This is a genomic window from Caryophanon tenue, assembly GCF_001700315.1.
Classification (GTDB): Bacteria; Bacillota; Bacilli; order Bacillales_A; family Planococcaceae; genus Caryophanon; species Caryophanon tenue.
Window position 1 is genome coordinate 46,550 of sequence record NZ_MASJ01000038.1, and the last position, 26,978, is coordinate 73,527.

Consider the following 26,978-nt stretch of genomic DNA (forward strand, 5'->3'; position numbering starts at 1 on the left):
CCATATCGTTAGTGTCTTTTCATTCATCGATAATATTGATGACCTGCTGCTTTTTCTAAACGATTCATAATCGCAGCACCTACGCCTGCTTCATCAATCGTCGTTGCCAAAATAATCGTTGCATCCGTATGGTCACATGCGCGTAATGCATCGTATAAACGTACCGCCATTTGTTCCGCTGTTGTACCAAAACGGAATATATACGGCGCATCAATCACCATATCATCCGGCGCTAATACCGCCACGCGATGACCTTGCGCCTGTAATTGTTGTACTGCTTCTTGTATCTTTACTGCGCTTGGCTTAATTAAATAAACCGGTGCATTTGGTGCGTAATGTGTATATTTCATACCTGGCGCTTTCGGGGTTTCCTTCGCTTCTGCTTGTAACTTGGTTGGCTGAAATACCTCACCGATCACTGCTTCTAACATTTCTTTTGTCACGCCACCTGGACGTAAAATTGTAGGTATATCCGTTGTCATATCGAGTACCGTTGATTCGACACCAATACCCGTCGCGCCACCGTCTAACACCATCGGAATACGTCCTGCTAAATCCTCAAACACATGCTGTGCTTCTGTCGGACTCGGTTTACCACTACGATTTGCACTCGGTGCTGCAACTGGCTTGCCTAATTGGCGTAACAGTGTCAGTGCTACATCATGGTCTGGCATACGTAAGCCAACTGTTGATAGTCCCGCCATCACACTCGGCGCTAATACATTTGGCTTTGCCTCCATAATTAATGTTAATGCCCCTGGCCAAAACGCCTCCATACATTGGCGCGCTTTTTCAGGCACATGTGTAATATAATGCGCTACTTCTTCGATTGTTCCAATATGCACAATTAACGGATTGTCAGCCGGGCGTGCTTTTGCTGCAAAAATTTTGCGCACTGCTTCTTCATCCGTTGCAATCGCCCCTAAACCATACACTGTTTCAGTTGGAAAAGCGACGACTTCTTGTTGCTCTAAAAAAGCAATTGCTTGTGCATAACTTGCTGGTTGCGCTGTTTCCACAATTGTTTTCATGTCTTCTTGACCTCTTCTGCATTATGCTTGAATTTCACAAAATACCATACGCTCTTTACCGTTAATATCATTCACAATTTCGATGACTGCTTGCGGAAAATGTTCACGGAAAAAGCCAGCTACTGCTGCTCCTTGTGTATACCCAATCTCAACACCGATAAATGCCGGACGATTGATCATCGCACCGACTTGCTCAGCTAGTTTACGATATAAAATCAATCCATCCTCATCTGCAAATAATGCTGAGTGGGGCTCATGTGCCGTTACAACTTCAGACATTTCTGCTAAATCCTCATGCGCAATATACGGAGGGTTCGACAAAATAACATCCCATTTTTCGGTTGCAATCGGCTCCGTTAAATCACCTAAGCGAAATGCAATATCGGCTTGTAAAGCAGCTGCATTTTTCGTTGCTGTGGCAAGCGCGCTTTCTGATAGATCAGTTGCGACCACATCGAGTTGCGGCGCTTCTAGCTTCATTGTAATGGCAATTGCCCCACTGCCTGTCCCAATATCAGCTAAACGAATTGGTGCATCACCAAATAATTTACGAATTCGCGTTAACGCACCAACAATTAATTCCTCTGTTTCCGGTCGTGGAATCAACACCGACTCATCAACCATAAATGTACGACCGTAAAATTCCTCTACCCCTGTAATATATTGAACTGGGCGACCTTGTGCGTGTTGCTCGACCATGTTGTTATATAGCTCAATTTGCTCAGCATCCATCGCGTCATGCATCGCCATCATTAATGCACTATACGATTTCCCCGTTACGTGTTGCAGTAATAAACGAGCTGCTGTTTCCTCACGATCATGTTCAATTAAAAAAGAAGAAGCCCAATGAAGGACTTCTAAATGGGTTTTAGTCATTCTCGTTTAAACGCTCAAGTTTAGAAGCTTGCTCTTCTAAAATTAATGCGTCAATTACTTCATCTAGCTTACCTTCAACAATTTGGTCTAATTTTTGAAGTGTTAAGCCGATACGATGGTCTGTTACACGGTTTTGTGGATAGTTGTACGTACGGATACGCTCTGAACGGTCACCTGTACCTACTGCTGATTTACGTGTTGAGTCGATTTCTGCTTGCGCTTCTGCACGGTGCTTTTCTGCTACACGCGCTACTAAAATTTTCATCGCTTTTTCACGGTTTTTAATTTGAGAACGCTCATCTTGCATCGATACAACAACACCTGTTGGTAAGTGGGTCATACGTACAGCTGACATCGTTGTATTTACAGACTGACCACCTGCACCAGATGATGCGAATGTATCTACACGAATATCTTTTTCATGAATTTCAACATCTTCTACATGCATTTCTGGTAAACATGCCACTGTCGCTGTTGATGTATGGATACGACCTTGTGATTCTGTTGCAGGTACACGTTGTACGCGGTGTGCACCGTTTTCGAATTTGAATTTAGAATATGCACCTTGTCCGTTAATCATAAAGATAACCTCTTTATAACCGCCTGATGGGTTTGGTGTTGCTTCCATAATATCAATTTTCCAACCTTGTGTTTCTGCATAACGTGTATACATACGGAATAAATCGCCAGCAAAAATATTTGCCTCGTCGCCACCTGCTGCACCACGAATCTCCATAATTACGTTTTTCGAATCATTCGGGTCTTTTGGAATTAATAATACACGTAAACGCTCTTCTAATTCTTCAATCGACGTCTTTAATTCGTTAAACTCTTCTTTCACCATCTCTAACATATCTGGGTCTTTTTCGATGTCTAACATTTCACGTGCGTCCGCAAACTGCGCTTTTGCTTCTTTATATTCACGGTATGCATCTACCGTATCTTGAATATCTGACTGCTCTTTCGAATAGTCACGTAATTTTTTCGTGTCACTTACGATATCCGGGTCACTTAATAATTCATTTAAGCGTTCATAACGGTCTTCAACCGCTTGTAATCGATCAAACATGCTTATCACCTCTATAGAAATTTTTCGTGCGTTATATACGATACTTTTTTATATCTTTAACTCTATAAGTATAAAGAAATCATCGCCTGAATGCCACTACTAATATTTATGTAAGTGGCGGATTTGTATGACATTTTCGACATACGGGATAATACGAGTCATTACCACCAATTTGAATTTGCTCTCCTGTGTACACAGGACGATTTTGTTCGTCAACACGTAAGTTCATCGTCGCCTTCTTTTGACAGAACCAACAAATGGTTTTCATTTCTTCAACTTTATCGGCATATGTGAGTAAATACTGGCTACCTTCAAATAATTCATTACGGAAATCATTTTTCAACCCAAATGCCATTACAGGAATATTTAGTTCATCAACGATTTGTGTAAATTGTATAATATGCGCTTTTTTCACAAATTGCGCCTCATCAATTAATACACAATATGGTTTTGGCTGGTGGTTTTTCACAATCTCAAATACATTTGTCTCATCATAAATTGCAATAGCTGGCTGACGCATGCCAATTCGACTTGATACATAGCCAACTTCATCTCGGTCATCGATACCTGATGTAAAAATTAAAACTGGTTTATTTTGTTCTTCATAGTTATGTGCCACTTTTAAAATTTCAATGGATTTTCCACTATTCATTGCACCGTATTTAAAAAATAATTGTGCCATTCCCCGTTCCTCCACCTATCATTTATTTTAACGTTCAAACAAAATGCCAGCCAAGATACCTTGGCTGGCATTGTTGCAACAAATTATTATTTGTTAAGACCGTATTTTTTGTTGAAACGATCTACGCGGCCATCAGCAGCAGCGAATTTTTGACGTCCAGTGTAGAATGGGTGACATTCGTCACAGAATTCTACTGCGATTTTTTCTTTAACTGAACCTGTTTCAAATACGTTACCGCAAGAACATGTTACAGTTGCGATTTTGTAATCTGGGTGGATACCTTGTTTCATATTCGTTTTCTCCTCTCGCCCTGAGCCATCTAGCACAGAGTATTTTCGATCTGCACCTTACATAGCCCGAATATGTCATTACATGTAAACACGTAATGTATTGAGGTCAGCTATATATGTGCACGATTCATACCGATATATAATATCATAGGGAAATGACTTTCGCAACTATTTTACTCGATTAAATTAAACCTTTACCGTTTGTTGCTTTTTTCATACCTTCATTTAGCTTTTCAAAAAACTCTTCATTGGATTCGGTATTGCGTAGCTTACGAATAAAACGCTCTGCAAAGTCCGGTGCATCCGAGAATGTTTTGCGGATTGCCCATAATTTTTCAAGACGGTCCTCTGCAATTAATAACTCCTCTTTACGCGTACCTGAACGACGAATATCTAAAGCTGGGAAAATACGGCGCTCTGCTAAGCTACGGTCTAAATGTAGCTCGAGGTTCCCTGTTCCTTTAAACTCCTCGTAAATCACCTCATCCATACGTGAGCCTGTATCAACAAGTGCTGTTGCTAAAATCGTTAAGCTACCGCCCTCTTCAATGTTACGCGCTGAACCGAAGAAACGTTTCGGACGGTGGAATGCTGCTGGGTCAATACCACCTGAAAGTGTACGACCACTTGATGGAATAACTAAGTTATACGCACGTGCTAAACGTGTAATCGAATCCATTAAAATAATAACATCACGTTTTTGCTCCACTAAACGGCGTGCACGCTCTAATACCATTTCTGCCACTTTCACATGGTTTTCTGGCACTTCATCAAACGTTGACGATACGACATCCCCTTTAACAGAACGTTCAATATCTGTTACTTCTTCTGGACGCTCATCAATTAATAACACAATTAACTCCGCATCTGGATAATTTGTTGAAATCGCATTGGCAATCTCTTTTAATAATGAAGTTTTACCTGCTTTTGGTGGGGCTACAATTAAACCACGCTGCCCAAAACCTACTGGCGCAATTAAATCCATAATACGTGTTGATAAATTACGCTTTGTTGTTTCAAGCTTAATTTGACGGTTTGGATATAACGGTGTTAATGCTGGGAAGTGAACGCGCTCTTTTGCAACTTCTGGGTCCTCACCGTTTACCGCTTCTACTTGTAATAAACCATAGTATCGTTCATTTTCTTTTGGTGGACGTACTTTCCCGGTTACTTTATCGCCGTTACGTAAATCAAAACGACGAATTTGTGATGCAGAAATATAAATATCTTCTTTACTTGGTGAATAGTTAATCGGGCGTAAGAAACCAAAGCCTTCACTTTGAATAATTTCCAAAACGCCTTCCATAAAGAAATAGCCCTCTGATTCTGAACGCGCTTTTAAAATCGCAAAAATTAATTCCTTTTTCGTCAGTTTACTATAGTAAGACACTTTGTATTGTTTCGCTAATCCGTACAATTCTTTTAGCGTCATACTTTCTAATTGTGCAATTGTCATCGATGACATTGGCAATGCTCCAGTCTATAAATAATTTTCACTTGTATTGGTTTGAATAATAATTGCTACTATACGTAAGTAGCGAAGAATCTTGCTTAGGTAGAAGTAGAATAGAAGTATTACATGTAGCGCGAAGTACTACTGCAGGAAATTACGTAATATTAATATTATAACAAATATATAATGCGAAAAGAAAGAGCTGTCTAGCAAAGTTCACGCTTTACTAAACAACCCATGTGCCTCTTATTATTCGCCTGCTGCTTCAATAATCGGTTTTTTATCTAAGCTGTGACGGCCTTCGATAAAACGAACAGTACCTGATTTTGCACGCATAACAACTGAATGTGTTAAACAATGAGAACCTTTGAACTGCACACCACGTAATAACTCACTATCAGTAACACCTGTTGCTGCGAAAATCGCATCGTCACCTGATACTAAATCGTTTAATTGTAGCACTTGGTTCACATCGATACCCATTTTTTTGCAACGCTCTAATTGCTCATCATCTTCTGGTACTAGACGCGCTTGGAAATCGCCACCTAAGCATTTTAATGCCGCTGCTGCGATTACGCCTTCTGGAGCGCCACCTGTACCGAACATAATATCAATACCTGTTTCGTCAAAGGCTGTGTTAATCGCTGCACCTACATCGCCATCTTGAATGAACTTAATACGTGCACCTGCTGCACGAATTTCATCCACGATTGGTTGATGACGTTCACGGTCTAAAAGAGTCGCCACAACATCACTAATATCTTTGTTTTTTGCTTTTGCTACTGCTGATAAGTTTTCCGTTACAGAAGCTTCGATGCTTACTTTACCTGCTGCCTCTGGACCTACCGCTAATTTTTCCATGTACATATCTGGTGCATTTAAAAGATTACCACGGTCTGCAATTGCAAGAACTGTCATTGCACCGTTTGTTCCTTTAGCAACGATATTTGTACCTTCTAGTGGGTCAACTGCGATATCCACTTCTGGACCGCCGTTACGTAAACCTAATTCTTCGCCAATATATAACATCGGTGCTTCATCCATTTCGCCCTCACCGATTACAACACGTCCATGCATTGGAATAGTATCGAACATTTGGCGCATCGCTGTTGTCGCAGCATCATCTGCCTCATTCTTTAGGCCTCGTCCCATCCATTTTGCTGAGCTGATTGCTGCTGATTCTGTCACACGTACGACTTCCATCGATAAACTACGTTCCATTTTGTTTCCTGCCTCCTGTTGTTTTGCTTTTGCGCAAAACGATTGTCGCCATCCATTTTAACATACTAATTCATCATTGTTGCATACTATTTACATTTTCTATCATTAATTTGATGCAGGTGTGATCACTTCTTTACGAATATCCGCACCAAGCGCCGTTAATTTTTCGATAATATCACTATAGCCACGCTCTACATGATAAATGTCGCGCACTTCCGTTTCACCTTCTGCAATTAAGCCTGCTAATACAAGCGCTGCACCTGCACGTAGGTCACTTGCTGTTACAGTCGAACCGTGTAATTGTGCTGGCCCTGTTAAGATGGCTGTATTGCCTTCTACTCGTGCCACCGCATTCATACGGCGTAATTCATCAATATGTTTGAAGCGAGCAGAATAGACTGTGTCTGTCACCTTTGATGAGCCTTCCGCTTGTGTCATTAATACGCAAAGTGGTTGCTGAATGTCCGTTGCTAATCCTGGGTATACTAAAGTTTTAGCATCTACGGCATGTAGATTTTCTGTTTTTGGGATGAAAATTGACTCTTCGTCCTCTTCCACTTTTACGCCCATTTCACGTAACTTCGCTGTTACCGCTTCTAAATGTAATGGAATCACATTGTCTACACGAATACCGTCACCCGCTAATGCTGCCATAATCATATAGGTTGCAGCTTCAATACGGTCAGGAATAACCGTATGCTGTGCACCGTGTAATTCTTCAACACCTTCGATACGAATAACACTTGTGCCTGCGCCTTTAATATTCGCCCCCATATTGGATAATAATGTTGCGACATCAATAATTTCTGGCTCTTTTGCGGCATTTTCAATTACCGTACGCCCTTTTGCACGAACTGCTGCAAGCATAATATTAATCGTTGCCCCAACACTTGCTACGTCTAAATAAATTTTCGCACCGATTAATTCATCTGCGCGTAAGTAAATTGCGCCGTGCTCATTTGTCACTTTCGCACCTAGTGCTTCAAAACCTTTAATATGTTGGTCGATTGGACGTGGCCCTAAGAAACACCCACCTGGTAAGCCAACAACTGCACGTTTAAAACGTCCAAGCATTGCGCCCATTAAATAATACGATGCACGCATTTTTTTTACATTGCCATTTGGTAATGGCATTGCTTCCATTGTTGTTGGGTCAATTGTCATTTTCCCATTTTCAAACGTCACTTGACCGCCAATCTCTTCCATTAATAGTTTCAGTGTAAATACATCTGAAATTTCTGGTAGACCATCAATTGATACCGGTGAGTTCGCTAAAATAGCTGCCGGAATTAATGCTACTGCACTGTTTTTTGCACCACTTACTTTAATATTACCTTTTAAGCGATTACCGCCTCGAATTTTATATACTTCCATTGCTGTATGTTCTCCTCATTTATCTGGAAAAAGTCCCTATCATTTCGCAAATCATTAACTGTTTGTGTAATAAGCATGGTTTGTTGCCTTCATGCTTTTTTATACGCTCATGCACGACGTAAGCGTATAAAAAAACAAGCAAAACGCATAAGGACGTATTTGGGCATACGAATCCCAAATACGTCTTCTTTTGCGCACATTACTTCCCTTCGCGTTTGCTCCAGTCGGCTAAGAAACCTTCAATCCCTTTATCTGTTAATGGGTGATTGAATAGTTGTTGTAATACTTTAAATGGTGTTGTTGAAATGTGAGCACCTGCTAACGCCGCAGCTTGAATATGCTGAGGGTGGCGGATTGATGCTGCAATAATTTCTGTATCAATGTTATGAATTGTAAACATATGTGCAATCGTCTCGATTAGTTCAGAACCATCTTGACCGATATCATCTAAACGTCCAATAAATGGCGATACATATGTAGCACCTGCACGAGCAGCCATTAACGCTTGGTTCGCTGAGAAAATAAGTGTAACATTTGTTTTAATGCCTTTATTTGCAAAGTGACGACAAGCTTGTAAACCAGCTGGTGTCATTGGTAATTTTACCGTAATATTTGGGTGGATTGCTGCAAGCTCTTCGCCTTCTCGAATCATCCCTTCAGCATCTAATGAAATTACTTCACCAGAAACTGAACCATCTACTAAGTTCGCAATTTCGCGTAAACGGTCATGGAAATCCACACCTGGCTCTTTTGCTACTAATGATGGATTTGTTGTTACGCCGGATAAAATACCCCAAGCGTGTGCTTCTTTAATTTCGTCAAAGTTTGCTGTATCGATGAAAAATTTCATGATAATGCCTCCTCAATAATTATCGCTAAATAACGGCAATCTCCATGTAAAAAATCGCATTATTTAGAAACGTTTGTTTAATAGTGCGTATTTCGTAAAATAGGAGAAGTAGCGAAACGCTTCTCCCCCTATCACTATACGATATTTGTATAATTTGTCGCTACGATTAGGCCTTGTTTGAGCTACCGAATTCGCGCATTTTGCCGATTACAGTTGCTTTAATTGCTTCACGAGCTGGACCTAAGTATTTACGTGGATCATATGTTTTTGAATCGTTTTCTAAAAACTCACGAATCACTTTTGTTGCTGCGATTTGATTTTCAGTATTTACGTTAATTTTCGCTGTACCTAATGAAATTGAACGTTGAATATCTTTTGTTGGGATACCTGTACCACCATGTAACACTAACGGTAAATCCGCTAAGTTAGAGATTTCTTCCATCTCTTTGAAACCTAAGTTTGGTTCACCTTTGTAAGGACCGTGTACTGAACCTAGTGCTGGTGCTAAACAGTCAATGCCTGTTGCTTCTACTAATGCTTTACACTCTTGTGGATCTGCGTACATAATGCCGCCGATAACACCGTCTTCTTCGCCACCTACAGTACCTAATTCTGCTTCTACAGATACATTACGTGCATGTGCATATTCAACAACTTGTTTTGTTGTTTCTACGTTTTCTTCAAATGGGTGATGTGAAGCATCAATCATTACAGATGTGAAACCTGCGTCGATTGCTTCTTTACATTTTTCGAAGCTTGAACCATGGTCTAAGTGAATTGCAACTGGTACAGTCGTGCCATAGCTTTCCATTAATCCTTTAACGATGTGAACAACCGATACGAAGCCACCCATATATTTTGCTGCGCCTTCAGACACACCTAAAATAACTGGTGATTTTTCTTCCTCTGCTGCTTGTAAAATCGCTTGCGTCCACTCTAAGTTATTAATGTTGAATTGACCAACAGCGTACTTACCTTCTTTTGCAGTAATTAACATTTCTTTCATTGAAACTAATGCCATGATTGTTAAGACTCCTTCCCGAAAATACGGACAATTTTAGTAATCTATACCTTTATCATCATATCAAAAATATAGCGTTGTCGCTACCGTCAACAGAATGTTACGTAGCGAAAATTTTCTGTACAGCATCTCGAATATCAAAAATATTAAACGGCTTCGTAAAATAACCTTTTATGCCCAATTGTTGTGCACGTTCGATTAAATCGCGTTCACCGTAAGCTGTCATCATAATGACTGGCAGTTCCATGCCCATGTCACGAATTTTTATTAATGTTTCTAAGCCAGTCATCCCTGGCATGCGCATGTCTAGTAACGCGCAGTCAAATGTTTGTTGCTCACATAAAGCAATCGCTTCTTGGCCATTTGCAGCCAACGTCGTTTCAAAATCTTCCTTTTGAAAGACTTCTCGCAGCAATAATCGAATTGCTGGCTCATCGTCTACAATTAGTAAATGCTTCATATGTAATGTGCTCACTTTCTCCATTTTGTGCCTTAATTGTAATCGAGCAACTGTTCATTTGAAAGTATTTTCGTATTTTGCAAAGTTCCTCTATAATGTGAGAGAGGTGTTTATTATGTTTAAAATGTTAACAACCCAATTAACGGGCTTATATCAACGAATTTTGCAAACGGAAGAAGAAAATATTGAAGATGCCGCACGTTTACTTGCACAAGCTGGCATTGGTGAAGGAAATGTCTATTTCGCTTGCTTCGATGAATTCCAAGCAATTGAAGACAATGCTATCATTGGTGCGGCGCCGTTTAAAAAGCTGGCACGCTGGACGCCTGATGTTGCGTTAACAGATGCTGACCGCATTTGTATTTTCACACGTGAAACAACAAACATAGCTGCAATTGAACTTGCACAATATTGCCATGACAATTTTATTCCTTTTGCTGTTGTCGCGAGTGACAAAGCGTCAGATGACAATGTATTAAGCGATTTAGCTTACGTCTATATTTCATTAAAAGTGCGCGGTGGATTACTGCCACATCCGACAAACTTAGCGGAACGCGTTGTCATGCCACATTTACTAGCTGGTTTATTTGTCTATGAAGCGCTGAAGTTATCATATGACGAAATGGTGGATGATGATGACGATTTAGGCGAAGATAATGCGCCTGATGATACACCCGCTTCACCGTTTGCGTAACAATGCCATAAAAGGGACCGTCTGAGAAATTTACTCAGACAGTCCCTTTTTATGTAACGAAAATTTACACTTCACTTTAGTTTATCATGTTTGAGCGAGAATACCCCCACCTCAAGGAATGATACGGGCGTAGTCCAATGAGTAGGTGGGGGATGAATCGCTTATTTTTCTTCAGATTTTTCAAGCGCATACTGAATTAAATAAATAATTGTTTGTGTACGTGTTGTGAATCCTTTTTTGGCTTTAAAATCATCAATTCTTTTTAGTAATTCTTTCGGATAGCGCATATTTAATACTTGAGACATAAAAACACTCCTTTGTGTATTGAAATAATTCACAGTATATATTATAATATATGTATATTATAATAATACACGAGGAGGTGAATTATATGCAACATAAAGCTTATAAATTTCGCATCTATCCGACAAAAGAGCAAGAAATATTAATCGCTAAAACGATTGGCTGTTCTCGCTTTGTATTCAATCATTTTTTAGCCAAATGGGATAACGTATATAAAGAAGCAGGTAAAGGATTAAGTTATAACACTTGCTCTGCACTGCTAACTGAATTAAAGCAAGAATTAATTTGGTTGAAAGAAGTGGATAGTATTTCGCTTCAATCTTCTTTACGTAATTTAGCTGATGCATACGACCGATTTTTCAAAAAGCAAAATGATAAGCCGCGATTTAAAAGTAAGAAAAATCGCGTACAGTCCTATACAACGAAAATACAAGGCAAAAATCAGCAACCTGATCATTGCATAGAAGGTAATCGTATAAAAATACCGAAGCTAGGATTTGTTCGCTTTGCTAAATCAAAAGAGATAACAGGTCGTATTTTAAGTATCACTGTTCGCAGAAATCCAAGTGGTAAATACTTCATTTCTGTCTTGGCAGAAACCGTTGTTGAAGCGTTACCGAAAACGGGTTCTGCGATTGGCATTGATGTCGGCTTAAAGGATTTTGCGATTCTTTCAGATGGTACAACCCATGAGAATCCGAAATTTTTCCGCTCGTTAGAAGAAAAATTAGCAAAAGCCCAACGCATCTTATCCCGACGAAAAGAAGCTGCTAAACAGCGGAATTGTCCGTTACATGAGGCAAGAAACTACCAAAAACAACGTATCAAAGTCGCTCGCCTTCACGAAAAAATCGCCAATGCCCGCACCGATTACTTGCACAAAATCTCGACCGACATTGTCAAAAACCACGACATCATCGGTATCGAGGACTTACAAGTGAAAAACATGTTGAAAAATCGCAAGCTCGCGAAAGCCATTAGCGAAGTAAGTTGGTCACAATTTCGCATCATGCTTGAATACAAAGCAGCGTGGTATGGGAAACAAGTTGTGCCAGTTGGTAAGACATTTGCGAGTAGTCAATTATGTTCAAATTGTGGCTATCAAAACAAAGACGTGAAGAATCTCGCTTTACGTGAGTGGACGTGTCCAAGCTGTTACACGCATCACAATCGAGATTTTAACGCAAGTATGAATATTCGAAACGAAGCAATGAGACTTCTAACCGTAGGGACTACGGGGTTAGCCTAATTAATAACAAGCCGATAGGTTTGTTTTCTTAGGAATCCCCTTCCTCAACGCGAAGCGTAGGGAGGGGTAGATCAAATAACATCATACATGTCTGTCGGTGCTGCTTATTATGATTTAGCTGTAGCAAAAGGCGTGTATACAAAAGCACTTACCCAAAATAAAGGAATACAAGTAAATATTTAATATAAAAAAGGACCGCTCCGATATGCTCGAAGCGGCCCTTTTTTATTATTTGCGATTGTTAAACGCAGCACCAACAAACTCACGGAATAGTGGTTGCGGACGGTTCGGACGAGAGATTAATTCTGGGTGGAATTGACCTGCTACGAAGAACTTGTGCTCTGGTAATTCGATAATTTCAACTAGCTTGTTGTCAGGAGATACACCTGAGAATACAAGACCTGCTGCTTCCATCGCTTCACGGAATTCGTTGTTGAACTCGTAACGGTGACGGTGACGCTCATATACTAGCTCTTCGCCGTTGTAAGCTGCGCGTGCACGAGAACCTTCTTTTAATTTACATGGGTATAGACCAAGACGTAATGTCCCGCCTAAATCGATATTTTCTGATTGGTCTGGTAAGAAGTCGATAATTGGGTATTTCGTGTCTTTGTTTAATTCTGTTGAATGTGCTCCTTCAAGTTTTAACACATTACGTGCAAACTCTACTGCTGCCATTTGCATACCTAAGCAAATACCGAAGAATGGTACGTCGTTTTCACGTGCGTAACGAGTCGCTTCGATTTTCCCTTCAACACCGCGGTCACCGAAACCACCAGGTACTAAAATACCGTCTGCGTTGCCAAGTAATTGTGCTACATTTTCAGCTGTTACGTCTTCAGCATTTACCCAGTCAATTTCGATATCTGAGTTGTAAGCGTAACCCGCATGCTTTAACGCTTCTACTACTGAAATGTAGGCATCTTGTAACTCTACATATTTACCAACTAATGCGATACGTGTTTTGTTTTCTAAGTTTTTCACTTTGTGTACAAGCTCAGTCCACTCTGTCATATCTGCTTTTGGTGCGTCGATACCGAAGTGCTCTAATACGATATCATCGAAGCCTTGTGCGTGTAAGTTAAGTGGTACTTCATATAAATGCTCAGCGTCACGAGATTCTACGATATCTTGTGAACGAACGTCACAGAATAATGCGATCTTATCTTTCATATCTTGTGGTACAGGTTGCTCTGTACGTAATACGATGATGTTTGGCTGAATCCCTAATGAACGTAGCTCTTTTACTGAGTGTTGTGTTGGCTTTGTTTTCATTTCGCCTGCCGCTTTAATGTAAGGCATTAACGTACAGTGAATGTACATCACGTTGTTGTGCCCTAAATTTGTACGCATTTGACGGATTGCTTCAAGGAATGAAAGTGATTCGAAGTCACCAACTGTACCACCGATTTCCGTAATAACAACATCCGCTGACGTTTCACGACCAGCGCGTTGAATGCGGTCTTTAATTTCGTTCGTTACGTGTGGAATTACTTGTACTGTACCGCCGTTGTAATCACCGCGACGCTCTTTGTTTAATACAGATTGATATACTTTACCAGACGTTACTGTTGAGTGTTTCCCAAGGTTAATGTCGATGAAACGCTCATAGTGACCTAAGTCTAAGTCTGCTTCTGCGCCGTCATCTGTTACGAATACTTCACCATGTTGGTACGGGCTCATCGTACCTGGATCGATATTTAAATACGGGTCAAACTTTTGGATTGTTACTTCTAAACCACGGTTTTTTAGTAAGCGACCAAGAGATGCTGCTACGATACCTTTACCAAGTGATGATACTACGCCACCTGTTACGAAAATATATTTTGTCATTGCTAAAATTCCTCCTTATAATCAACATGTCCACAACGGCGATTGCTTGTAAAAACAATAAAAGCTATGAGAAGTAAACCTCCTCGAAGCTCTCATCTACGTTTATGAATGTGCTTTATCAAAAAATAAAAAACGCTCCTCCCGCAATTAATTGCAGGGGGAGCGTATTATATACACGGTCAATCTCCTTTTTTAAGGAGCCCAAGCAACATACTATACGCTACAGAAAAAGAAGTCAAGAATTTTTATTCCGCACATGCGCTATAATCGGTTGAACAAGTGCCGCAAAACCGCTTCATTTCTTTATACGAACGACCATCGTAAAAATGAAAAAATCATATTAAGAATGACTTCTTAACATGATTTTTTCAGATCTAGCTTACTTTAAATCTTCTTCTAATTCGTCTTCATCCAACTCGTCCTCGTCTAGCTCATCTTCCTCTAGCTCGAACTCATCTTCAATTTCAATTTCTTCTTCAATGTCTTCGTCTTCGATATCTTCTAGGTCTTCGTCCACTACGTTATCAAAATCTAGTACATCTTCTTCTTCGTCTTCATCTTCTTCAACGAACTCTTCATAATCTTCTTCGAATACTAAGTCGTCTTCATCGATTTCAACTTCTTCAACTTCTTCATCCACAACAGCTTTCGCTTTCTTCTTGCGCGTTTTTACTGTTGGCGCTGTTTCTTCCTCGATTTGTTCTACTTTGTACCACTCACGTAATCCCCAACCGCTCTCTTGGTTTAATAAGAAGCGACCATCTACGTTCATGTCCGTGTAGAATTGTACTAATTGCGACGCCATATACTCATCAGTCGCACCGTTCAGTTGTTGGATTTCTTTTAATAAATCCTCAAATTTAATTGTAGCTTTTTTATCTTCTAAAATTGCATAGGCTAAGTTAATTAGCGATTCTTCTGCAAGTTGTTCTGTTGTCATATCACGAAAGTTCAATCCGTGCACGTCCTTTCTATATTGCATTACTTTCTAGGTTTAACGCATAATATTCATTATATACACATATACGATTCGTATGCTAGCGTCATTTACTCTTTTTTAAAGCGATTAACTGTTTTATTCCGACATAAAATAAATAGGCGGCTAACGTTAAAAGCGGGATTGCCCCCAACTGTTCATTATACATGAAAAACGTCGCAACTAAACAACCAATAATAATTATATAATGTAAATAGTGACGTATTTGCAATGCCATCCTCTCCACCTACAGTTCTCTGTTAACATTCATTACAAGTATGTTCCGCATTTTCACGCGCAATAAACGTACTTTTCATATTATACGCGCCCATAGAAAAGTTTGCCTAGCAAAAAACATTGCTAGGCAAACTTTTTTGTTACATATTTCGACGGTATTGGCCGCCCACTTCATATAAAGCGTTTGTAATTTGACCTAAGCTTGCTACACGAACAGTGTCCATTAGCTCTTCAAATAAGTTACCGCCTGTTTTCGCCACTTCTTTCAAACGTTGAAGTGCTTGCTCTGTTTTGTCACCATGACTTTGTTGGAATGCGCGCAAATTCGTAATTTGTAGTGATTTTTCTTCATTGGACGCACGAGCAATCTCCATATTATCAATGTTTTGTGCTTCGGCATTCGGATTTAAATACGTATTTACACCGATAATTGGCAGCTCTCCAGAATGTTTTAGCATTTCATAGTACATCGATTCCTCTTGAATTTTGCCGCGTTGGTATTGTGTTTCCATCGCGCCTAATACGCCACCGCGGTCATTAATACGGTCAAATTCTTGCAGCACTGCTTCTTCCACTAAATCCGTTAACTGCTCGACAATGAATGAGCCTTGCACCGGATTTTCATTTTTTGATAAGCCATGCTCTTTCGTAATAATCATTTGAATTGCCATTGCACGGCGTACAGATTCCTCTGTTGGCGTTGTAATCGCTTCGTCATACGCATTTGTATGTAGCGAATTACAGTTATCTTGTAGCGCCATTAAGGCTTGTAATGTCGTACGAATATCGTTAAAGTCGATTTCTTGTGCGTGTAAACTACGACCTGACGTCTGTACGTGGTATTTCAGCTTTTGTGAACGCTCATTTGCGCCGTATTTATCACGCATAACGATTGCCCAAATACGTCGTGCTACGCGACCAATGACCGTATACTCAGGGTCTAAACCATTTGAGAAGAAGAACGATAAGTTTGGCGCAAAATCATCAATGTTCATACCACGACTTAAATAATACTCTACATATGTGAAGCCATTCGATAACGTAAACGCTAATTGTGAAATTGGATTCGCACCCGCTTCAGCAATATGATAGCCCGAAATCGATACAGAATAGTAGTTACGTACTTTATGGTCGATAAAGTATTGCTGAATATCGCCCATTAAGCGTAGCGCAAATTCTGTTGAGAAAATACACGTATTTTGCCCTTGGTCTTCTTTTAAAATATCGGCTTGTACGGTACCACGCACAACTTGTAATGTTTTCTCGCGCGTCTCCATAAATTCTTCAACTGTTAAGACACGACCAAGCTCTTCTTCACGTAGCTTCACCTGCTGATCAATCGCTGTATTCATAAACATTGCTAAAATAATTGGTGCTGGTCCGTTAATCGTCATCGATACAGATGTCGACGGTGCACATAAATTAAAGCCTGCATATAACTTCTTCATATCTTCTAACGTACAAACATTTACACCAGACTCGCCAATTTTACCGAAAATATCTGGACGCTCATTCGGGTCTTCCCCGTATAATGTTACCGAGTCAAACGCTGTTGATAAACGTTTCGCATCGTCATCTTTTGATAAATAGTGGAAGCGTTTATTTGTACGCTCCGGCGTTCCTTCGCCTGCGAATTGACGTTTCGGGTCTTCCCCTTCACGCTTGAACGGGAATACACCTGCTGTATACGGGAATGCGCCTGGCACATTCTCTTTATATACCCAACGTAAAATTTCTCCGTAATCCACGAAATTCGGCAACGCGACTTTCGGAATCGATAAGCCTGATAATGATTTCGATGTTAACATTGTGCGAATTTCTTTATCACGCACTTTCGTCACGAGTTCATCACCGCTATAGTTCTCTTTTAACGTTTGCCAATTATCTAAAATACGTTTTGATTCCGCTGTTAGCTCATCACGTACCCCGTCCACTAAGCTTTGTAGCGATGCAATCAGTGCATCGTCAGGCGCTTTCGTTTTCACTTCCTCTAAAGCACCTTCTAATTGGAATAAACGACGTGCAAATGCTACTTGCTGTTCAGACTTTTTATGATAGCCACGTACAGTATCCGTAATTTCACGTAAGTAATAGCGACGCTCATTTGGGATAATAACATCTTGCTTTTGTGTTTTCGCAAATGTATCGTATGTCGTCAACCAATCATAGCCAAGCTTCTCATTCATCGTTTGAATAATTGCTGCAAATAATGCGTTTGTGCCTTTATCATTAAACTGGCTCGCAATTGTGCCATAAACCGGCATATCTTCAAGCTTTGCATCCCATAACTCACGTGAACGTTGGTATTGTTTACGTACTTGTTGCAACGCATCTTCTGACCCTTTACGCTCAAATTTATTAATCGCAATTAAATCTGCAAAATCAATCATATCGATTTTTTCAAGCTGTGTTGGCGCACCGAACTCACTTGTCATTACATACATGGCTAAATCCGTATACTTCGTAATTTCAGCATCACCTTGTCCAATACCACTTGTTTCAACGATGATTAAATCATAACCAACTGCCTTCACAACATCTAATACATCACCAATCGATGCTGATAACTCCGTACGCGAGCCACGTGTTGCTAAACTGCGCATATACACACGATTATTGAAAATGGCATTCATGCGAATACGGTCACCAAGTAATGCGCCACCCGTTTTTTGTTTCGTCGGGTCAACGGAAATAATCGCTACTCTTTTGTCTGGGAACTCCTGTAAGAAGCGGCGAATTAATTCATCCGTTAATGAAGATTTCCCTGCGCCACCTGTTCCGGTAATCCCAAGTACGGGTGTGCCTTTTGAGCGTTTACGTGCCTCTTCAATCATTTGTTGTGACGCTTCATCAGGATTAATTTCAGCGGCTGTAATTAAATTCGCTAAAATTTCTGGTGTTTCCGTCGTCACTGCCTCCAATTTTGCTATGTAGTCGCCGTGCAATGTCGAAAAATCTGCGCCTTGTAGCTTTTTATTAATCATGCCTTGTAAACCGAGCTGACGGCCATCTTCTGGTGAAAAAATACCAGCAATCCCGTATTCATGTAACTCCTTAATTTCACGTGGTAAAATAACGCCGCCACCGCCGCCATAAATTTTAATATGACCTGCGTTGCGCTCGTTTAATAAATCATACATATATTTAAAGTATTCCATATGACCGCCTTGATATGAAGATAACGCAATGCCTTGTGCATCCTCTTGAATCGCTGCGTTCACTACTTCTTCTACAGAACGATTATGTCCTAAATGAATAACTTCCGCACCGCTTGACTGTAAAATACGACGCATAATATTTACCGATGCGTCATGCCCATCAAAAAGGCTCGATGCTGTGACGAAACGTACTGGATATTTCGTTTTGTATACTTCTGTTGTTGCCATGTGGATACAACCCCTTTGTTTGAATATGAATACTATTTTTGCACGCCATAAATAGGAGAAAAATAGGAGAAAAGCGGGTCGCTCCCCAACGACCCGACTTTTTATGCAAACCCCTTTAGTCCGTGTAAAAATAGTTCTGTTTGTGCCTCAATATAACCATCAATTTTATAATCGTGCTTATATGCCCAGTTTCTAAACGCCCATGCTTGCCCTTGTACGACAATTTGGTTCGCTGCAACTTGCACATAACGCTCGTCTAATGCGAGTTCGCCACATTTTACACAGCTGCGTAAAATTTCTGCGAACATTTTCACCATTTCACTTTCTTTATCCAAAATATAAGCGCGCGTGTTTTTTGGTAACGATTTTGTTTCTTGGTACATAATCGTAAACTCCGCATGCATACGATGAATTAAATAATAGTAATCCGTTATCGCTTGTCGAAGGGTGTCGAGGTTCCCTTCTTGCTGTTGGTATGGTGCTAGCTTAATCGTTACTTCGTTATAAATACGGTCACATACTAAATACAGAACGTCTTCCTTTGTGCGAATGTATTCGTACAGCGTGCCAATACTAAAGCCCGCTGCTTTTGCGATTTCTCGCGTCGTCGCCTTATGAAAGCCTTTTTCCTTAAATAATTTCACCGCGCCTTTAATAATTTGCTCACGGCGAATCGTAATTAAGCTTTCATCTTTAACCGACGATAGTACTTCAATATCTTTTGGCATAAAACTATTTCGTTAAATTGCGGGAAATAACCAGGCGTTGGATTTCCTGCGTTCCTTCATAAATTTGGGTGATTTTCGCATCGCGCATATAACGTTCTACTGGATAATCCTTCGTATAACCGTAACCACCAAATACTTGAACCGCTTCTGTTGTCACTTTCATTGCCGTATCTCCAGCCATCAGCTTCGCCATTGCTGACGCTTGCCCATATGGTAAATCATTCGTTTCTAACCATGCGGCTTGATATGTTAATAAACGTGATGCTTCAATCGTTGTTGCCATGTCTGCTAATTTAAAGCCGACACCTTGTTGCAGGGCAATTGGCTTACCGAACTGTACACGCTCTTTTGCGTATTCTGTCGCTGCATCTAACGCACCTTGTGCAATGCCAACCGCTTGTGCCGCAATCCCGTTACGACCACCATCTAGCGTTTTCATTGCTACTACAAACCCTTGACCGACTTCACCTAAAATATTTTCTTTCGGTACGCGGCAGTTATCAAAAATGATTTCCGTTGTTGGTGAAGAGCGAATACCTAACTTTTGTTCTTTCTTCCCTACTGAGAAACCTGCGAAATCTGCTTCAACGATAAATGCTGTCGTTCCTTTTGAACCAGCTTCTGGGTCTGTCACCGCAAATACAACATAAATATCTGCAATGCCACCATTTGTAATAAAGATTTTTGAGCCATTTAATACGTAATGGTCGCCATCTTCTACCGCGTATGTACGCATACCACCTGCATCAGAACCTGAACCTGGCTCCGTTAAACCGTATGCACCGATTTTCTTCCCTTCCGCCATTGGACGAAGGTATTTTTGTTTTTGCTCCTCTGTACCGAATTTATATACCGGCCAGCCAGCAAGTGAAGTATGTGCTGATAACGTTACACCTGTTGATGCACAAACACGTGATAATTCTTCTACTGCGATACAATATGCTAAGTAGTCAAATCCAGCGCCACCGTACTCTTCAGGCCATGGAATACCCGTTAAACCTAGCTCCGCCATTTTATCAAAAATCTCACGATCAAAGCGTTCCTCTTCGTCACGCTCTGCTGCCGTTGGTGCTACTTCGTTTAATGCAAAATCGCGAATCATTTCACGTAATTGTTGATGCTCTTCAGTTAATTGAAAGTTCATAAGACTCAAATCCCCTTTATCATTTTACTAAATTTTTGCTAATAACAAGACGTTGAATTTCACTTGTACCTTCATAAATTTCTGTAACCTTTGCGTCGCGGAACAAACGCTCTACCGGATATTCTGCTGTATAGCCGTAACCACCAAACACTTGAATCGCTTCAATTGTTGTATCTACCGCTGTTTTTGAGGCGAATAACTTTGCCATCGATGCTTCTTGCCCACACGGTAAACCTTGTGCACGTAAATCAGCTGCGCGGAAAACAAGTAAGCGCGATGCTTCAACAGCTGTCGCCATGTCTGCTAGTTTAAAGCCAATACCTTGTTGAAGCGCAATCGGCTTACCGAATTGTTTACGCTCCTGTGCATACGCTACAGCTTCTGCAAGAGCCGTTTCTGCAATACCTAAGCTTTGAGCGGCAATTCCGATACGGCCGACATCCAAGTTAGCCATCGCAATTTTAAAACCTTCTCCTTCTTGCCCAAGTAAATTGCTCGCTGGCACACGCATATTTTCAAATGTTAGTTGAACGGTACGTGAACCGTGCAAACCCATTTTATGCTCATCTTTTCCGATCACTAAACCTTCTGTGCCTTTTTCAACAATAAACGCGGAAATACCTTTTGTGCCTAGCTCTGGATTTGTCGATGCGAAGACGATATATACATCTGCCTCGCCACCGTTTGTAATAAATACTTTAGCGCCGTTAATGACATAATCATCGCCATCTTTTACGGCACGTGACTTTAACGACCCTGCATCTGAACCTGCACTTGGCTCTGTTAAACAAAACGCCCCTAAATACTCTCCACTTGCAAGCTTCGGCACATATTGCTGCTTTTGCTCCTCTGAACCAAAGTATAAAATCGGGTTTGTTCCTACCGATGTATGCACCGATAAAATAACGCCGACCACTGCGCTTACACGTGATAACTCATTAATCGCAATAATATATGATGTAAAGTCCATCCCTGCACCGCCATACTCTTCCGGTACAGTAATCCCCATCAATCCAAGCTCGCCCATTTCATTCAAAATCTCGCGAGGAAATACCCCTTTTTCCATTTCCTCAACAAACGGTGCGATTTTGTCATTTGCAAAGTCACGTACCATGTTGCGCATCATTAATTGTTCTTCTGTGAAACGTAACTCCATCCCCAACACGTCCTTTATTCGTAAACGTAGAATCCACGACCTGATTTTTTACCGTACCAACCAGCGGCTACGTATTTACGCAGTAATGGGCATGGACGGTATTTGCTGTCGCCTAATCCTTCGTGTAAAATTTCCATAATCGATAAGCATGTATCTAAGCCAATAAAGTCTGCTAATGTTAACGGTCCCATCGGATGGTTCATGCCAAGTTTCATCACTGTATCGACATCTTCAACAGATGCTACCCCTTCGTATACAGCGTAGATTGCTTCATTAATCATTGGTAGTAAAATACGATTCGCTACAAACCCTGGGAAGTCGTTTACTTCAACAGATGTTTTCCCTAGCTTTTCTGATAAATCACGTACTGTTTCGTACACTTCATCAGCTGTTGCTAAGCCACGAATTACTTCTACAAGCTTCATAACCGGCACAGGGTTCATAAAATGCATGCCGATTACTTTTTCAGGTCGATTTGTGACTGCTGCTAGCTCTGTAATTGGTAGTGACGATGTGTTTGTCGCTAAAATGGCATGCGCAGGCGCAATCGTATCCAACTGCTTAAAAATTGATTGCTTAATCTCCATGTTTTCAACCGCGGCTTCGATAACAATATCCACATCGCTCGCATCTTCAATCGTTAATGAAGGTTGAATGCGCGCTAAAATAGTGGCTTTCTCATCCTCCGTTTTACGACCTTTCTCAACATCACGGCTTAAGTTTTTTGTAATGTTTGCTAAACCGCGGTCGAAAAACTCTTGCTTTTGGTCGTTTAATACAACTGTGTAACCTGCTGTTGCACAAACTTGGGCAATTCCCGAGCCCATTTGACCTGCTCCAATGACCATAATTTTCTCAATTGACATGACTGCTTATTCCCCTTTCACTTCAATCATGATGGCATCCCCTTGACCGCCACCAGAACAAATTGCTGCAATACCGATACCGCCGCCGCGACGTTTCAACTCATACGCAAGCGTCAAAATAATGCGTGTACCAGATGCTCCAATTGGATGTCCTAACGCAATAGCTCCACCATTAACGTTTACTTTTTCAGTGTCTAAGTTGGCAATTTTCGCACTTGCTAATGACACTGCTGCAAATGCTTCGTTCATTTCAATTAAGTCAATCTCTTCTAATGTCTTACCTGTTTTCTTTAAAATTTCATTAATAACAAGACCTGGCGTTTCCGGGAATTCGGCTGGTGCTACGCCTACTTCAGCGTGTCCAATAATTGTAGCAAGTACAGCTTTTCCTTCCGCTTTTGCTTTGTCCTCACTCATCAACACAAGTGCTGCAGCTCCGTCATTAATACCTGGTGCGTTTGCTGCTGTAATCGTGCCACCTTGTCCAAATGCTGAACGTAATCCAGCAATCGATTCAACCGTTACACCTGAGCGTGGCGACTCATCTGTATCAAATACAATTGGTTCACCTTTACGCTGAGGAATTTCAAGCGGTACGATTTCTTCAGCAAGCTTACCTGCTTCAATGGCTTCCGAGGCTAAACGTTGACTACGCACCGCCCACTCATCTTGTTCTTCACGAGACAGTTCAAACTTCTCAGCAGTTTGATTTCCGTAAACGCCCATATGCACGCGTTCCGGACTAAACGCACATGTTAAACCGTCATATAAAACACCGTCTATTAATTGTGCATCTCCCATTCGTAATCCCCAACGCGCTTTTGGCACATAGTATGGTGCATTTGACATTGACTCCATACCACCAGCTACAATCACATCTTCTTCCCCTAATCGAATAATTTGATCGGCCAGTGTAACGCTTCGCATGCCAGAAGCACATACTTTATTAATCGTCTCTGTTTTCACGCTAAATGGAATACCTGCTTTTGTCGCTGCTTGTCGAGAAGGAATTTGTCCTTGACCAGCTTGTAGCACCGTTCCCATGATGACTTGACCTACTTCTTCTGGCTGAACTGCTGCTCGTTGTAACGCGCCTTTAATCGCCCCCCCACCTAAGTCGCTTGCTGTTAAATGGCTAACAGAGCCACCAAACTTTCCGAATGCTGTACGTGCCCCATCTAAAATAACTGTTTTCGTCATTGTTACATCCCCTTTTGCAATTATGCGAAATACCAAACTCGACTGAACGCTCGCTCAATTAAATAGTAAAAAATGAAGGAGAATTTTTTCTCCTTAGCTACTTAATATTCTACTCAATGTAGAATATTTTTTCAATATTATTTTTCTGAAAATATAAAATTTTTATTAGCACCATACAAAATGAACATATAAATACCCCTTTAGCAATACATGTCGCTGCTAAAGGGGAGCTTTTTCATACTAATTGGGCGGTTCGTAGCTTTTTCACATCTGATGCATATCTTTTGAAAAGTTTCGCTGTACTTCTTCACCAATCGTGTCGTTAAATGTGCGATGCTTCGTTGTAAATTGACTCGATTCAACATTTGGATCTCGGTGAACATGAATATGCGGCTTATGATATGGACGATTCACATGGACGTGCAGCTCCTCAAATGACGATTCTTGTCGCTCGCGGCGAATCGGCGTCATTATAATGCCCTCCTTTAATTTGTTATTACTATTCTTTTCCACGTTCTACGTATCTAAAACATGTCACTAAAAAAATGTGCCTCCTCTATACAAGGAGACACATTTCAACAAAATTATGCTTCGTCTTTCGCTTCAACTGTTTCTTCTGATGATGTTTCTACTACGTCTTCCAAAACGTCTAGTTTTGCTTCGCCAAATACAGCGCGCTCTAGAATTTCTGCAATATCAAATGTACCAACCGTATCTTCTACTTCTTTTGCTTTTGTACCGTCTGATAGCATTGTTAAACAGTATGGACAACCTGACGAAATCATAGAGGCATCTGTTTGTAATGCTTGTTCTGTACGTGCTACGTTAATACGGTTACCGACATGCTCTTCCATCCACATTAAGCCACCGCCAGCGCCACAGCACATACCATCTTGACGATTACGTTCCATCTCGACTAGATTCACACCTGGCACCGCACGTAAAATTTCACGTGGTGGATCAAATACGCCATTATAACGACCTAAGTAACAAGAATCATGGAACACAATTGTTTCTTCTACGCGGTGATTCATCGTTAAGCGACCATCTTTTACTAAATCATACAACATTTCTGTATGGTGCAATACTTCACCTTTCCAGCCGAAATCTTGATACTCATTTTTAAAGATATTGTACGCATGCGGGTCAATTGTTACGATTTTTGTAACTTCATTTTTCTCAAACTCATCAATATTAGCTGTTGCTAACTCTTGGAATAAAAACTCATTGCCTAAACGACGTGGTGTATCCCCAGAGTTCTTTTCTTTGTTACCTAAAATCGCAAACTTCACACCTGCTTCGTTCATTAAACGCGCAAACGCTAAAGCGATTTTTTGTGAACGGTTATCGAATGAGCCCATTGAGCCTACCCAGAATAAGTATTCGAAGCCTTCACCTGATTTATTCGCTTCTTTTACTGTTGGAATATTAATCGATGGATCTAGGTCACGCCATTTTTCTTTTTCTTTACGGTTTAAGCCCCACGGATTTCCTTGACGCTCAATGTTTGTCATAGCGCGTTGAGCATCTGGGTTTACTTTACCTTCTGTCATCGTTAAATAACGACGTAAATCAATAATTTTATCCACGTGCTCATTCATTACTGGACATTGGTCTTCACAGTTACGACATGTTGTACATGCCCAAATTTCTTCTTCTGTAATGACATCACCAATTAATGATGGGCTATAAATATCTTCAATAATCGCGCCTTCTGCACCTGCAGCCATTGCTAATTGATTACCACGTGTATTTTTAAACATTTGGTATGGTACCCATGGTTTCGACTTTGTCGTCACCGCACCTGTAAATGTTAAATGGTCACGCATTTTCACTAATAAGTCCATTGGTGATAACATTTTACCAGTACCTGATGCAGGACACATATTTGTACAGCGTCCACATTCTACGCAAGCATATAAATCAAGTAATTGCTTTTGGTTAAAGTCTTGAATTTTCCCCACACCAAATGCAACCTCTTCTTCACTTTCTTCCGCTTCTTCATCTACATCAAAATTAATTGGCGTTAATGTACCAACACGGTCTAAACGGTTGAAGTATACGTTTCCGATACTTGTAATTAAGTGGAAGTGCTTTGATTGTGGAATGTACACTAAAAATGTTAATAAAATTAATAAGTGAATCCACCAAAATACATAAAATAGTACCATACCAGCAGTTGATGGTAACCATGAGAACGCTAACATCACTGTTGACGCGATTGGTTCAAAACCATTAAACGCTGTATGTTCATGCCAAATCATCGCAAAACCGTTTGCTAATAATGTTGATAACATTAAGCCACCGATGAAAATTAACACTAAACCATTTTTCCATCCGCGCTTTAAACGTACAAGCTTTTCAACATAACGACGGTGGAATGCCATTGCCACCGCAACTAAAATTAGTAACGCCACTAACTCTTCGAAAAATACGAACGGACCATATAACGGACCGAATGGTAAATGGTGGTCTGGTGCTAAACCACGAATAATTAAATCAATCGCACCGAGCTGAACAAGTAAGAAACCATAGAAGAACATAACGTGCATAACGCCACTTTTTTTGTCTTTTAGCAACTTACTTTGACCAAATACTTTTTCAATAATTTGTCCTAAACGCTCTTTAAAGCTTTCGTCAAACTCTACTTTCTTTCCTAACTTGATGAATTCATAACGTGTTTTTAATAAGTACGCAAACAAGCCCACCGCGTATAATACGACCCCAATTGTCGCTATCCACGTAATCGTTAAGAAAATATTCATCACAGTCCCCCCTTAAATTTACACTAAAAACAATCCCCATTTGTTTTCACCATTGTAAAATATGAATGAACATTCAGTCAACATAAGACTTTCAAAATTTTTGTATAAACGAGT

At 40.5% G+C, this 26,978-nt stretch carries 24 protein-coding genes; 2 read left to right on the forward strand and 22 right to left on the reverse strand.

Going from position 1 to position 26,978, the window contains the following annotated elements; translation table 11 throughout:
- Positions 1–23 precede the first annotated feature (23 nt).
- From A6M13_RS12665 to A6M13_RS12715, 11 genes are all read right to left on the reverse strand, one after another.
- Positions 24–1,031 (reverse strand): L-threonylcarbamoyladenylate synthase, encoded by a 1,008-nt coding sequence (locus A6M13_RS12665; protein ID WP_066546972.1) that lies wholly within the window; start codon positions 1,029–1,031, stop codon positions 24–26.
- A gap of 21 nt (positions 1,032–1,052) precedes the next feature.
- The gene (gene prmC / locus A6M13_RS12670; protein ID WP_066546974.1) at positions 1,053–1,907 is read right to left on the reverse strand and encodes a peptide chain release factor N(5)-glutamine methyltransferase; all 855 of its coding nucleotides are present in this window, start codon (positions 1,905–1,907) and stop codon (positions 1,053–1,055) included.
- On the reverse strand, positions 1,900–2,976 hold the full coding sequence (prfA, locus tag A6M13_RS12675) for a peptide chain release factor 1 (RefSeq protein WP_066546977.1): 1,077 nt from the start codon (positions 2,974–2,976) through the stop codon (positions 1,900–1,902). The genes prmC and prfA overlap by 8 nt, the downstream gene beginning before the upstream one ends.
- A 106-nt stretch (positions 2,977–3,082) precedes the next feature.
- The gene (locus A6M13_RS12680) at positions 3,083–3,658 is read right to left on the reverse strand and encodes a thymidine kinase (protein ID WP_066546979.1); all 576 of its coding nucleotides are present in this window, start codon (positions 3,656–3,658) and stop codon (positions 3,083–3,085) included.
- 86 nt (positions 3,659–3,744) lie between these two features.
- Positions 3,745–3,948, reverse strand: coding sequence for a 50S ribosomal protein L31 (gene rpmE / locus A6M13_RS12685; protein WP_066546982.1), 204 nt, complete (start codon positions 3,946–3,948; stop codon positions 3,745–3,747).
- Between the two features lie 181 nt (positions 3,949–4,129).
- Positions 4,130–5,413, reverse strand: a complete 1,284-nt coding sequence (gene rho / locus A6M13_RS12690; protein ID WP_066546985.1) for a transcription termination factor Rho — start codon at positions 5,411–5,413, stop codon at positions 4,130–4,132.
- Positions 5,414–5,650: 237 nt separating this feature from the next.
- Positions 5,651–6,622 (reverse strand): class II fructose-bisphosphatase, encoded by a 972-nt coding sequence (gene glpX, locus A6M13_RS12695; RefSeq protein WP_066546988.1) that lies wholly within the window; start codon positions 6,620–6,622, stop codon positions 5,651–5,653.
- 105 nt (positions 6,623–6,727) lie between these two features.
- On the reverse strand, positions 6,728–7,996 hold the full coding sequence (locus tag A6M13_RS12700; protein ID WP_066546990.1) for a UDP-N-acetylglucosamine 1-carboxyvinyltransferase: 1,269 nt from the start codon (positions 7,994–7,996) through the stop codon (positions 6,728–6,730).
- 199 nt (positions 7,997–8,195) lie between these two features.
- A complete protein-coding gene (gene fsa, locus A6M13_RS12705; protein ID WP_066546993.1) occupies positions 8,196–8,846 on the reverse strand; it encodes a fructose-6-phosphate aldolase in 651 nt (216 codons plus the stop codon).
- A gap of 166 nt (positions 8,847–9,012) precedes the next feature.
- On the reverse strand, positions 9,013–9,867 hold the full coding sequence (locus tag A6M13_RS12710; protein ID WP_066546995.1) for a class II fructose-bisphosphate aldolase: 855 nt from the start codon (positions 9,865–9,867) through the stop codon (positions 9,013–9,015).
- A 100-nt stretch (positions 9,868–9,967) separates the two neighbouring features.
- Positions 9,968–10,327, reverse strand: coding sequence for a response regulator (locus A6M13_RS12715; RefSeq protein ID WP_066547233.1), 360 nt, complete (start codon positions 10,325–10,327; stop codon positions 9,968–9,970).
- Between the two features lie 115 nt (positions 10,328–10,442).
- On the opposite strand from A6M13_RS12715, the gene A6M13_RS12720 reads away from it, so the two are divergent.
- Positions 10,443–11,021, forward strand: coding sequence for a DUF2529 family protein (locus A6M13_RS12720; RefSeq protein WP_066546997.1), 579 nt, complete (start codon positions 10,443–10,445; stop codon positions 11,019–11,021).
- Positions 11,022–11,182: 161 nt separating this feature from the next.
- On the opposite strand, the gene A6M13_RS16355 is transcribed toward A6M13_RS12720, so the two are convergent.
- A complete protein-coding gene (locus A6M13_RS16355; protein ID WP_169817449.1) occupies positions 11,183–11,326 on the reverse strand; it encodes a ribbon-helix-helix domain-containing protein in 144 nt (47 codons plus the stop codon).
- An 86-nt stretch (positions 11,327–11,412) separates the two neighbouring features.
- Here A6M13_RS16355 and tnpB point away from each other — a divergent pair, with 86 nt between their 5' ends.
- Positions 11,413–12,573: an IS200/IS605 family element RNA-guided endonuclease TnpB gene (tnpB, locus tag A6M13_RS12725; RefSeq protein WP_066546999.1), complete on the forward strand. Its 1,161-nt coding sequence runs from the start codon at positions 11,413–11,415 to the stop codon at positions 12,571–12,573.
- Between the two features lie 228 nt (positions 12,574–12,801).
- On the opposite strand, the gene A6M13_RS12730 is transcribed toward tnpB, so the two are convergent.
- The 10 genes from A6M13_RS12730 to A6M13_RS12775 all read right to left on the reverse strand — a co-directional run bounded on the left by A6M13_RS12730 (position 12,802) and on the right by A6M13_RS12775 (position 26,864).
- The gene (locus A6M13_RS12730; RefSeq protein ID WP_066547002.1) at positions 12,802–14,406 is read right to left on the reverse strand and encodes a CTP synthase; all 1,605 of its coding nucleotides are present in this window, start codon (positions 14,404–14,406) and stop codon (positions 12,802–12,804) included.
- A 379-nt stretch (positions 14,407–14,785) separates the two neighbouring features.
- On the reverse strand, positions 14,786–15,361 hold the full coding sequence (gene rpoE / locus A6M13_RS12735; RefSeq protein ID WP_211270318.1) for a DNA-directed RNA polymerase subunit delta: 576 nt from the start codon (positions 15,359–15,361) through the stop codon (positions 14,786–14,788).
- A gap of 398 nt (positions 15,362–15,759) precedes the next feature.
- Positions 15,760–19,005, reverse strand: coding sequence for a fused isobutyryl-CoA mutase/GTPase IcmF (gene icmF / locus A6M13_RS12740; RefSeq protein ID WP_066547008.1), 3,246 nt, complete (start codon positions 19,003–19,005; stop codon positions 15,760–15,762).
- A 101-nt stretch (positions 19,006–19,106) separates the two neighbouring features.
- Entirely contained in the window at positions 19,107–19,733 is a 627-nt protein-coding gene (locus tag A6M13_RS12745) for a TetR/AcrR family transcriptional regulator (protein WP_066547011.1), read from the reverse strand.
- A 4-nt stretch (positions 19,734–19,737) separates the two neighbouring features.
- The gene (locus tag A6M13_RS12750) at positions 19,738–20,877 is read right to left on the reverse strand and encodes an acyl-CoA dehydrogenase (protein WP_066547019.1); all 1,140 of its coding nucleotides are present in this window, start codon (positions 20,875–20,877) and stop codon (positions 19,738–19,740) included.
- A gap of 19 nt (positions 20,878–20,896) precedes the next feature.
- Positions 20,897–22,033: an acyl-CoA dehydrogenase gene (locus A6M13_RS12755; RefSeq protein WP_066547022.1), complete on the reverse strand. Its 1,137-nt coding sequence runs from the start codon at positions 22,031–22,033 to the stop codon at positions 20,897–20,899.
- Positions 22,034–22,047: 14 nt separating this feature from the next.
- Positions 22,048–22,899 carry a 3-hydroxybutyryl-CoA dehydrogenase gene (locus tag A6M13_RS12760; protein WP_066547024.1) on the reverse strand — a complete coding sequence of 284 codons (852 nt, stop codon included), beginning with the start codon at positions 22,897–22,899 and terminating at the stop codon, positions 22,048–22,050.
- 6 nt (positions 22,900–22,905) lie between these two features.
- Positions 22,906–24,099 carry an acetyl-CoA C-acetyltransferase gene (locus A6M13_RS12765; RefSeq protein ID WP_066547027.1) on the reverse strand — a complete coding sequence of 398 codons (1,194 nt, stop codon included), beginning with the start codon at positions 24,097–24,099 and terminating at the stop codon, positions 22,906–22,908.
- A 264-nt stretch (positions 24,100–24,363) separates the two neighbouring features.
- Positions 24,364–24,570 (reverse strand): hypothetical protein, encoded by a 207-nt coding sequence (locus A6M13_RS12770; protein WP_066547030.1) that lies wholly within the window; start codon positions 24,568–24,570, stop codon positions 24,364–24,366.
- Positions 24,571–24,683: 113 nt separating this feature from the next.
- Positions 24,684–26,864, reverse strand: coding sequence for a heterodisulfide reductase-related iron-sulfur binding cluster (locus A6M13_RS12775; RefSeq protein ID WP_066547033.1), 2,181 nt, complete (start codon positions 26,862–26,864; stop codon positions 24,684–24,686).
- Between the last annotated feature and the right edge of the window lie 114 nt (positions 26,865–26,978).

Excerpts from the sequence above, each read along its gene's own strand:
- prmC (WP_066546974.1), bottom strand. The coding sequence starts at position 1,907 with ATGACTAAAACCCATTTAGAAGTCCTTCATTGGGCTTCTTCTTTTTTA.
- A6M13_RS12710 (WP_066546995.1), bottom strand. The coding sequence starts at position 9,867 with ATGGCATTAGTTTCAATGAAAGAAATGTTAATTACTGCAAAAGAAGGT.
- A6M13_RS12745 (WP_066547011.1), bottom strand. The coding sequence starts at position 19,733 with ATGCCAAAAGATATTGAAGTACTATCGTCGGTTAAAGATGAAAGCTTA.
- A6M13_RS12665 (WP_066546972.1), bottom strand. The coding sequence starts at position 1,031 with ATGAAAACAATTGTGGAAACAGCGCAACCAGCAAGTTATGCACAAGCA.
- fsa (WP_066546993.1), bottom strand. The coding sequence starts at position 8,846 with ATGAAATTTTTCATCGATACAGCAAACTTTGACGAAATTAAAGAAGCA.
- A6M13_RS12715 (WP_066547233.1), bottom strand. The coding sequence starts at position 10,327 with ATGAAGCATTTACTAATTGTAGACGATGAGCCAGCAATTCGATTATTG.
- glpX (WP_066546988.1), bottom strand. The coding sequence starts at position 6,622 with ATGGAACGTAGTTTATCGATGGAAGTCGTACGTGTGACAGAATCAGCA.
- A6M13_RS12775 (WP_066547033.1), bottom strand. The coding sequence starts at position 26,864 with ATGAATATTTTCTTAACGATTACGTGGATAGCGACAATTGGGGTCGTA.
- A6M13_RS12765 (WP_066547027.1), bottom strand. The coding sequence starts at position 24,099 with ATGACGAAAACAGTTATTTTAGATGGGGCACGTACAGCATTCGGAAAG.
- A6M13_RS16355 (WP_169817449.1), bottom strand. The coding sequence starts at position 11,326 with ATGTCTCAAGTATTAAATATGCGCTATCCGAAAGAATTACTAAAAAGA.
- tnpB (WP_066546999.1), top strand. The coding sequence starts at position 11,413 with ATGCAACATAAAGCTTATAAATTTCGCATCTATCCGACAAAAGAGCAA.
- A6M13_RS12680 (WP_066546979.1), bottom strand. The coding sequence starts at position 3,658 with ATGGCACAATTATTTTTTAAATACGGTGCAATGAATAGTGGAAAATCC.
- rho (WP_066546985.1), bottom strand. The coding sequence starts at position 5,413 with ATGTCATCGATGACAATTGCACAATTAGAAAGTATGACGCTAAAAGAA.
- A6M13_RS12760 (WP_066547024.1), bottom strand. The coding sequence starts at position 22,899 with ATGTCAATTGAGAAAATTATGGTCATTGGAGCAGGTCAAATGGGCTCG.
- icmF (WP_066547008.1), bottom strand. The coding sequence starts at position 19,005 with ATGGCAACAACAGAAGTATACAAAACGAAATATCCAGTACGTTTCGTC.
- A6M13_RS12755 (WP_066547022.1), bottom strand. The coding sequence starts at position 22,033 with ATGGAGTTACGTTTCACAGAAGAACAATTAATGATGCGCAACATGGTA.
- A6M13_RS12750 (WP_066547019.1), bottom strand. The coding sequence starts at position 20,877 with ATGAACTTTCAATTAACTGAAGAGCATCAACAATTACGTGAAATGATT.
- A6M13_RS12700 (WP_066546990.1), bottom strand. The coding sequence starts at position 7,996 with ATGGAAGTATATAAAATTCGAGGCGGTAATCGCTTAAAAGGTAATATT.
- rpmE (WP_066546982.1), bottom strand. The coding sequence starts at position 3,948 with ATGAAACAAGGTATCCACCCAGATTACAAAATCGCAACTGTAACATGT.
- A6M13_RS12730 (WP_066547002.1), bottom strand. The coding sequence starts at position 14,406 with ATGACAAAATATATTTTCGTAACAGGTGGCGTAGTATCATCACTTGGT.
- A6M13_RS12720 (WP_066546997.1), top strand. The coding sequence starts at position 10,443 with ATGTTTAAAATGTTAACAACCCAATTAACGGGCTTATATCAACGAATT.
- A6M13_RS12770 (WP_066547030.1), bottom strand. The coding sequence starts at position 24,570 with ATGACGCCGATTCGCCGCGAGCGACAAGAATCGTCATTTGAGGAGCTG.
- prfA (WP_066546977.1), bottom strand. The coding sequence starts at position 2,976 with ATGTTTGATCGATTACAAGCGGTTGAAGACCGTTATGAACGCTTAAAT.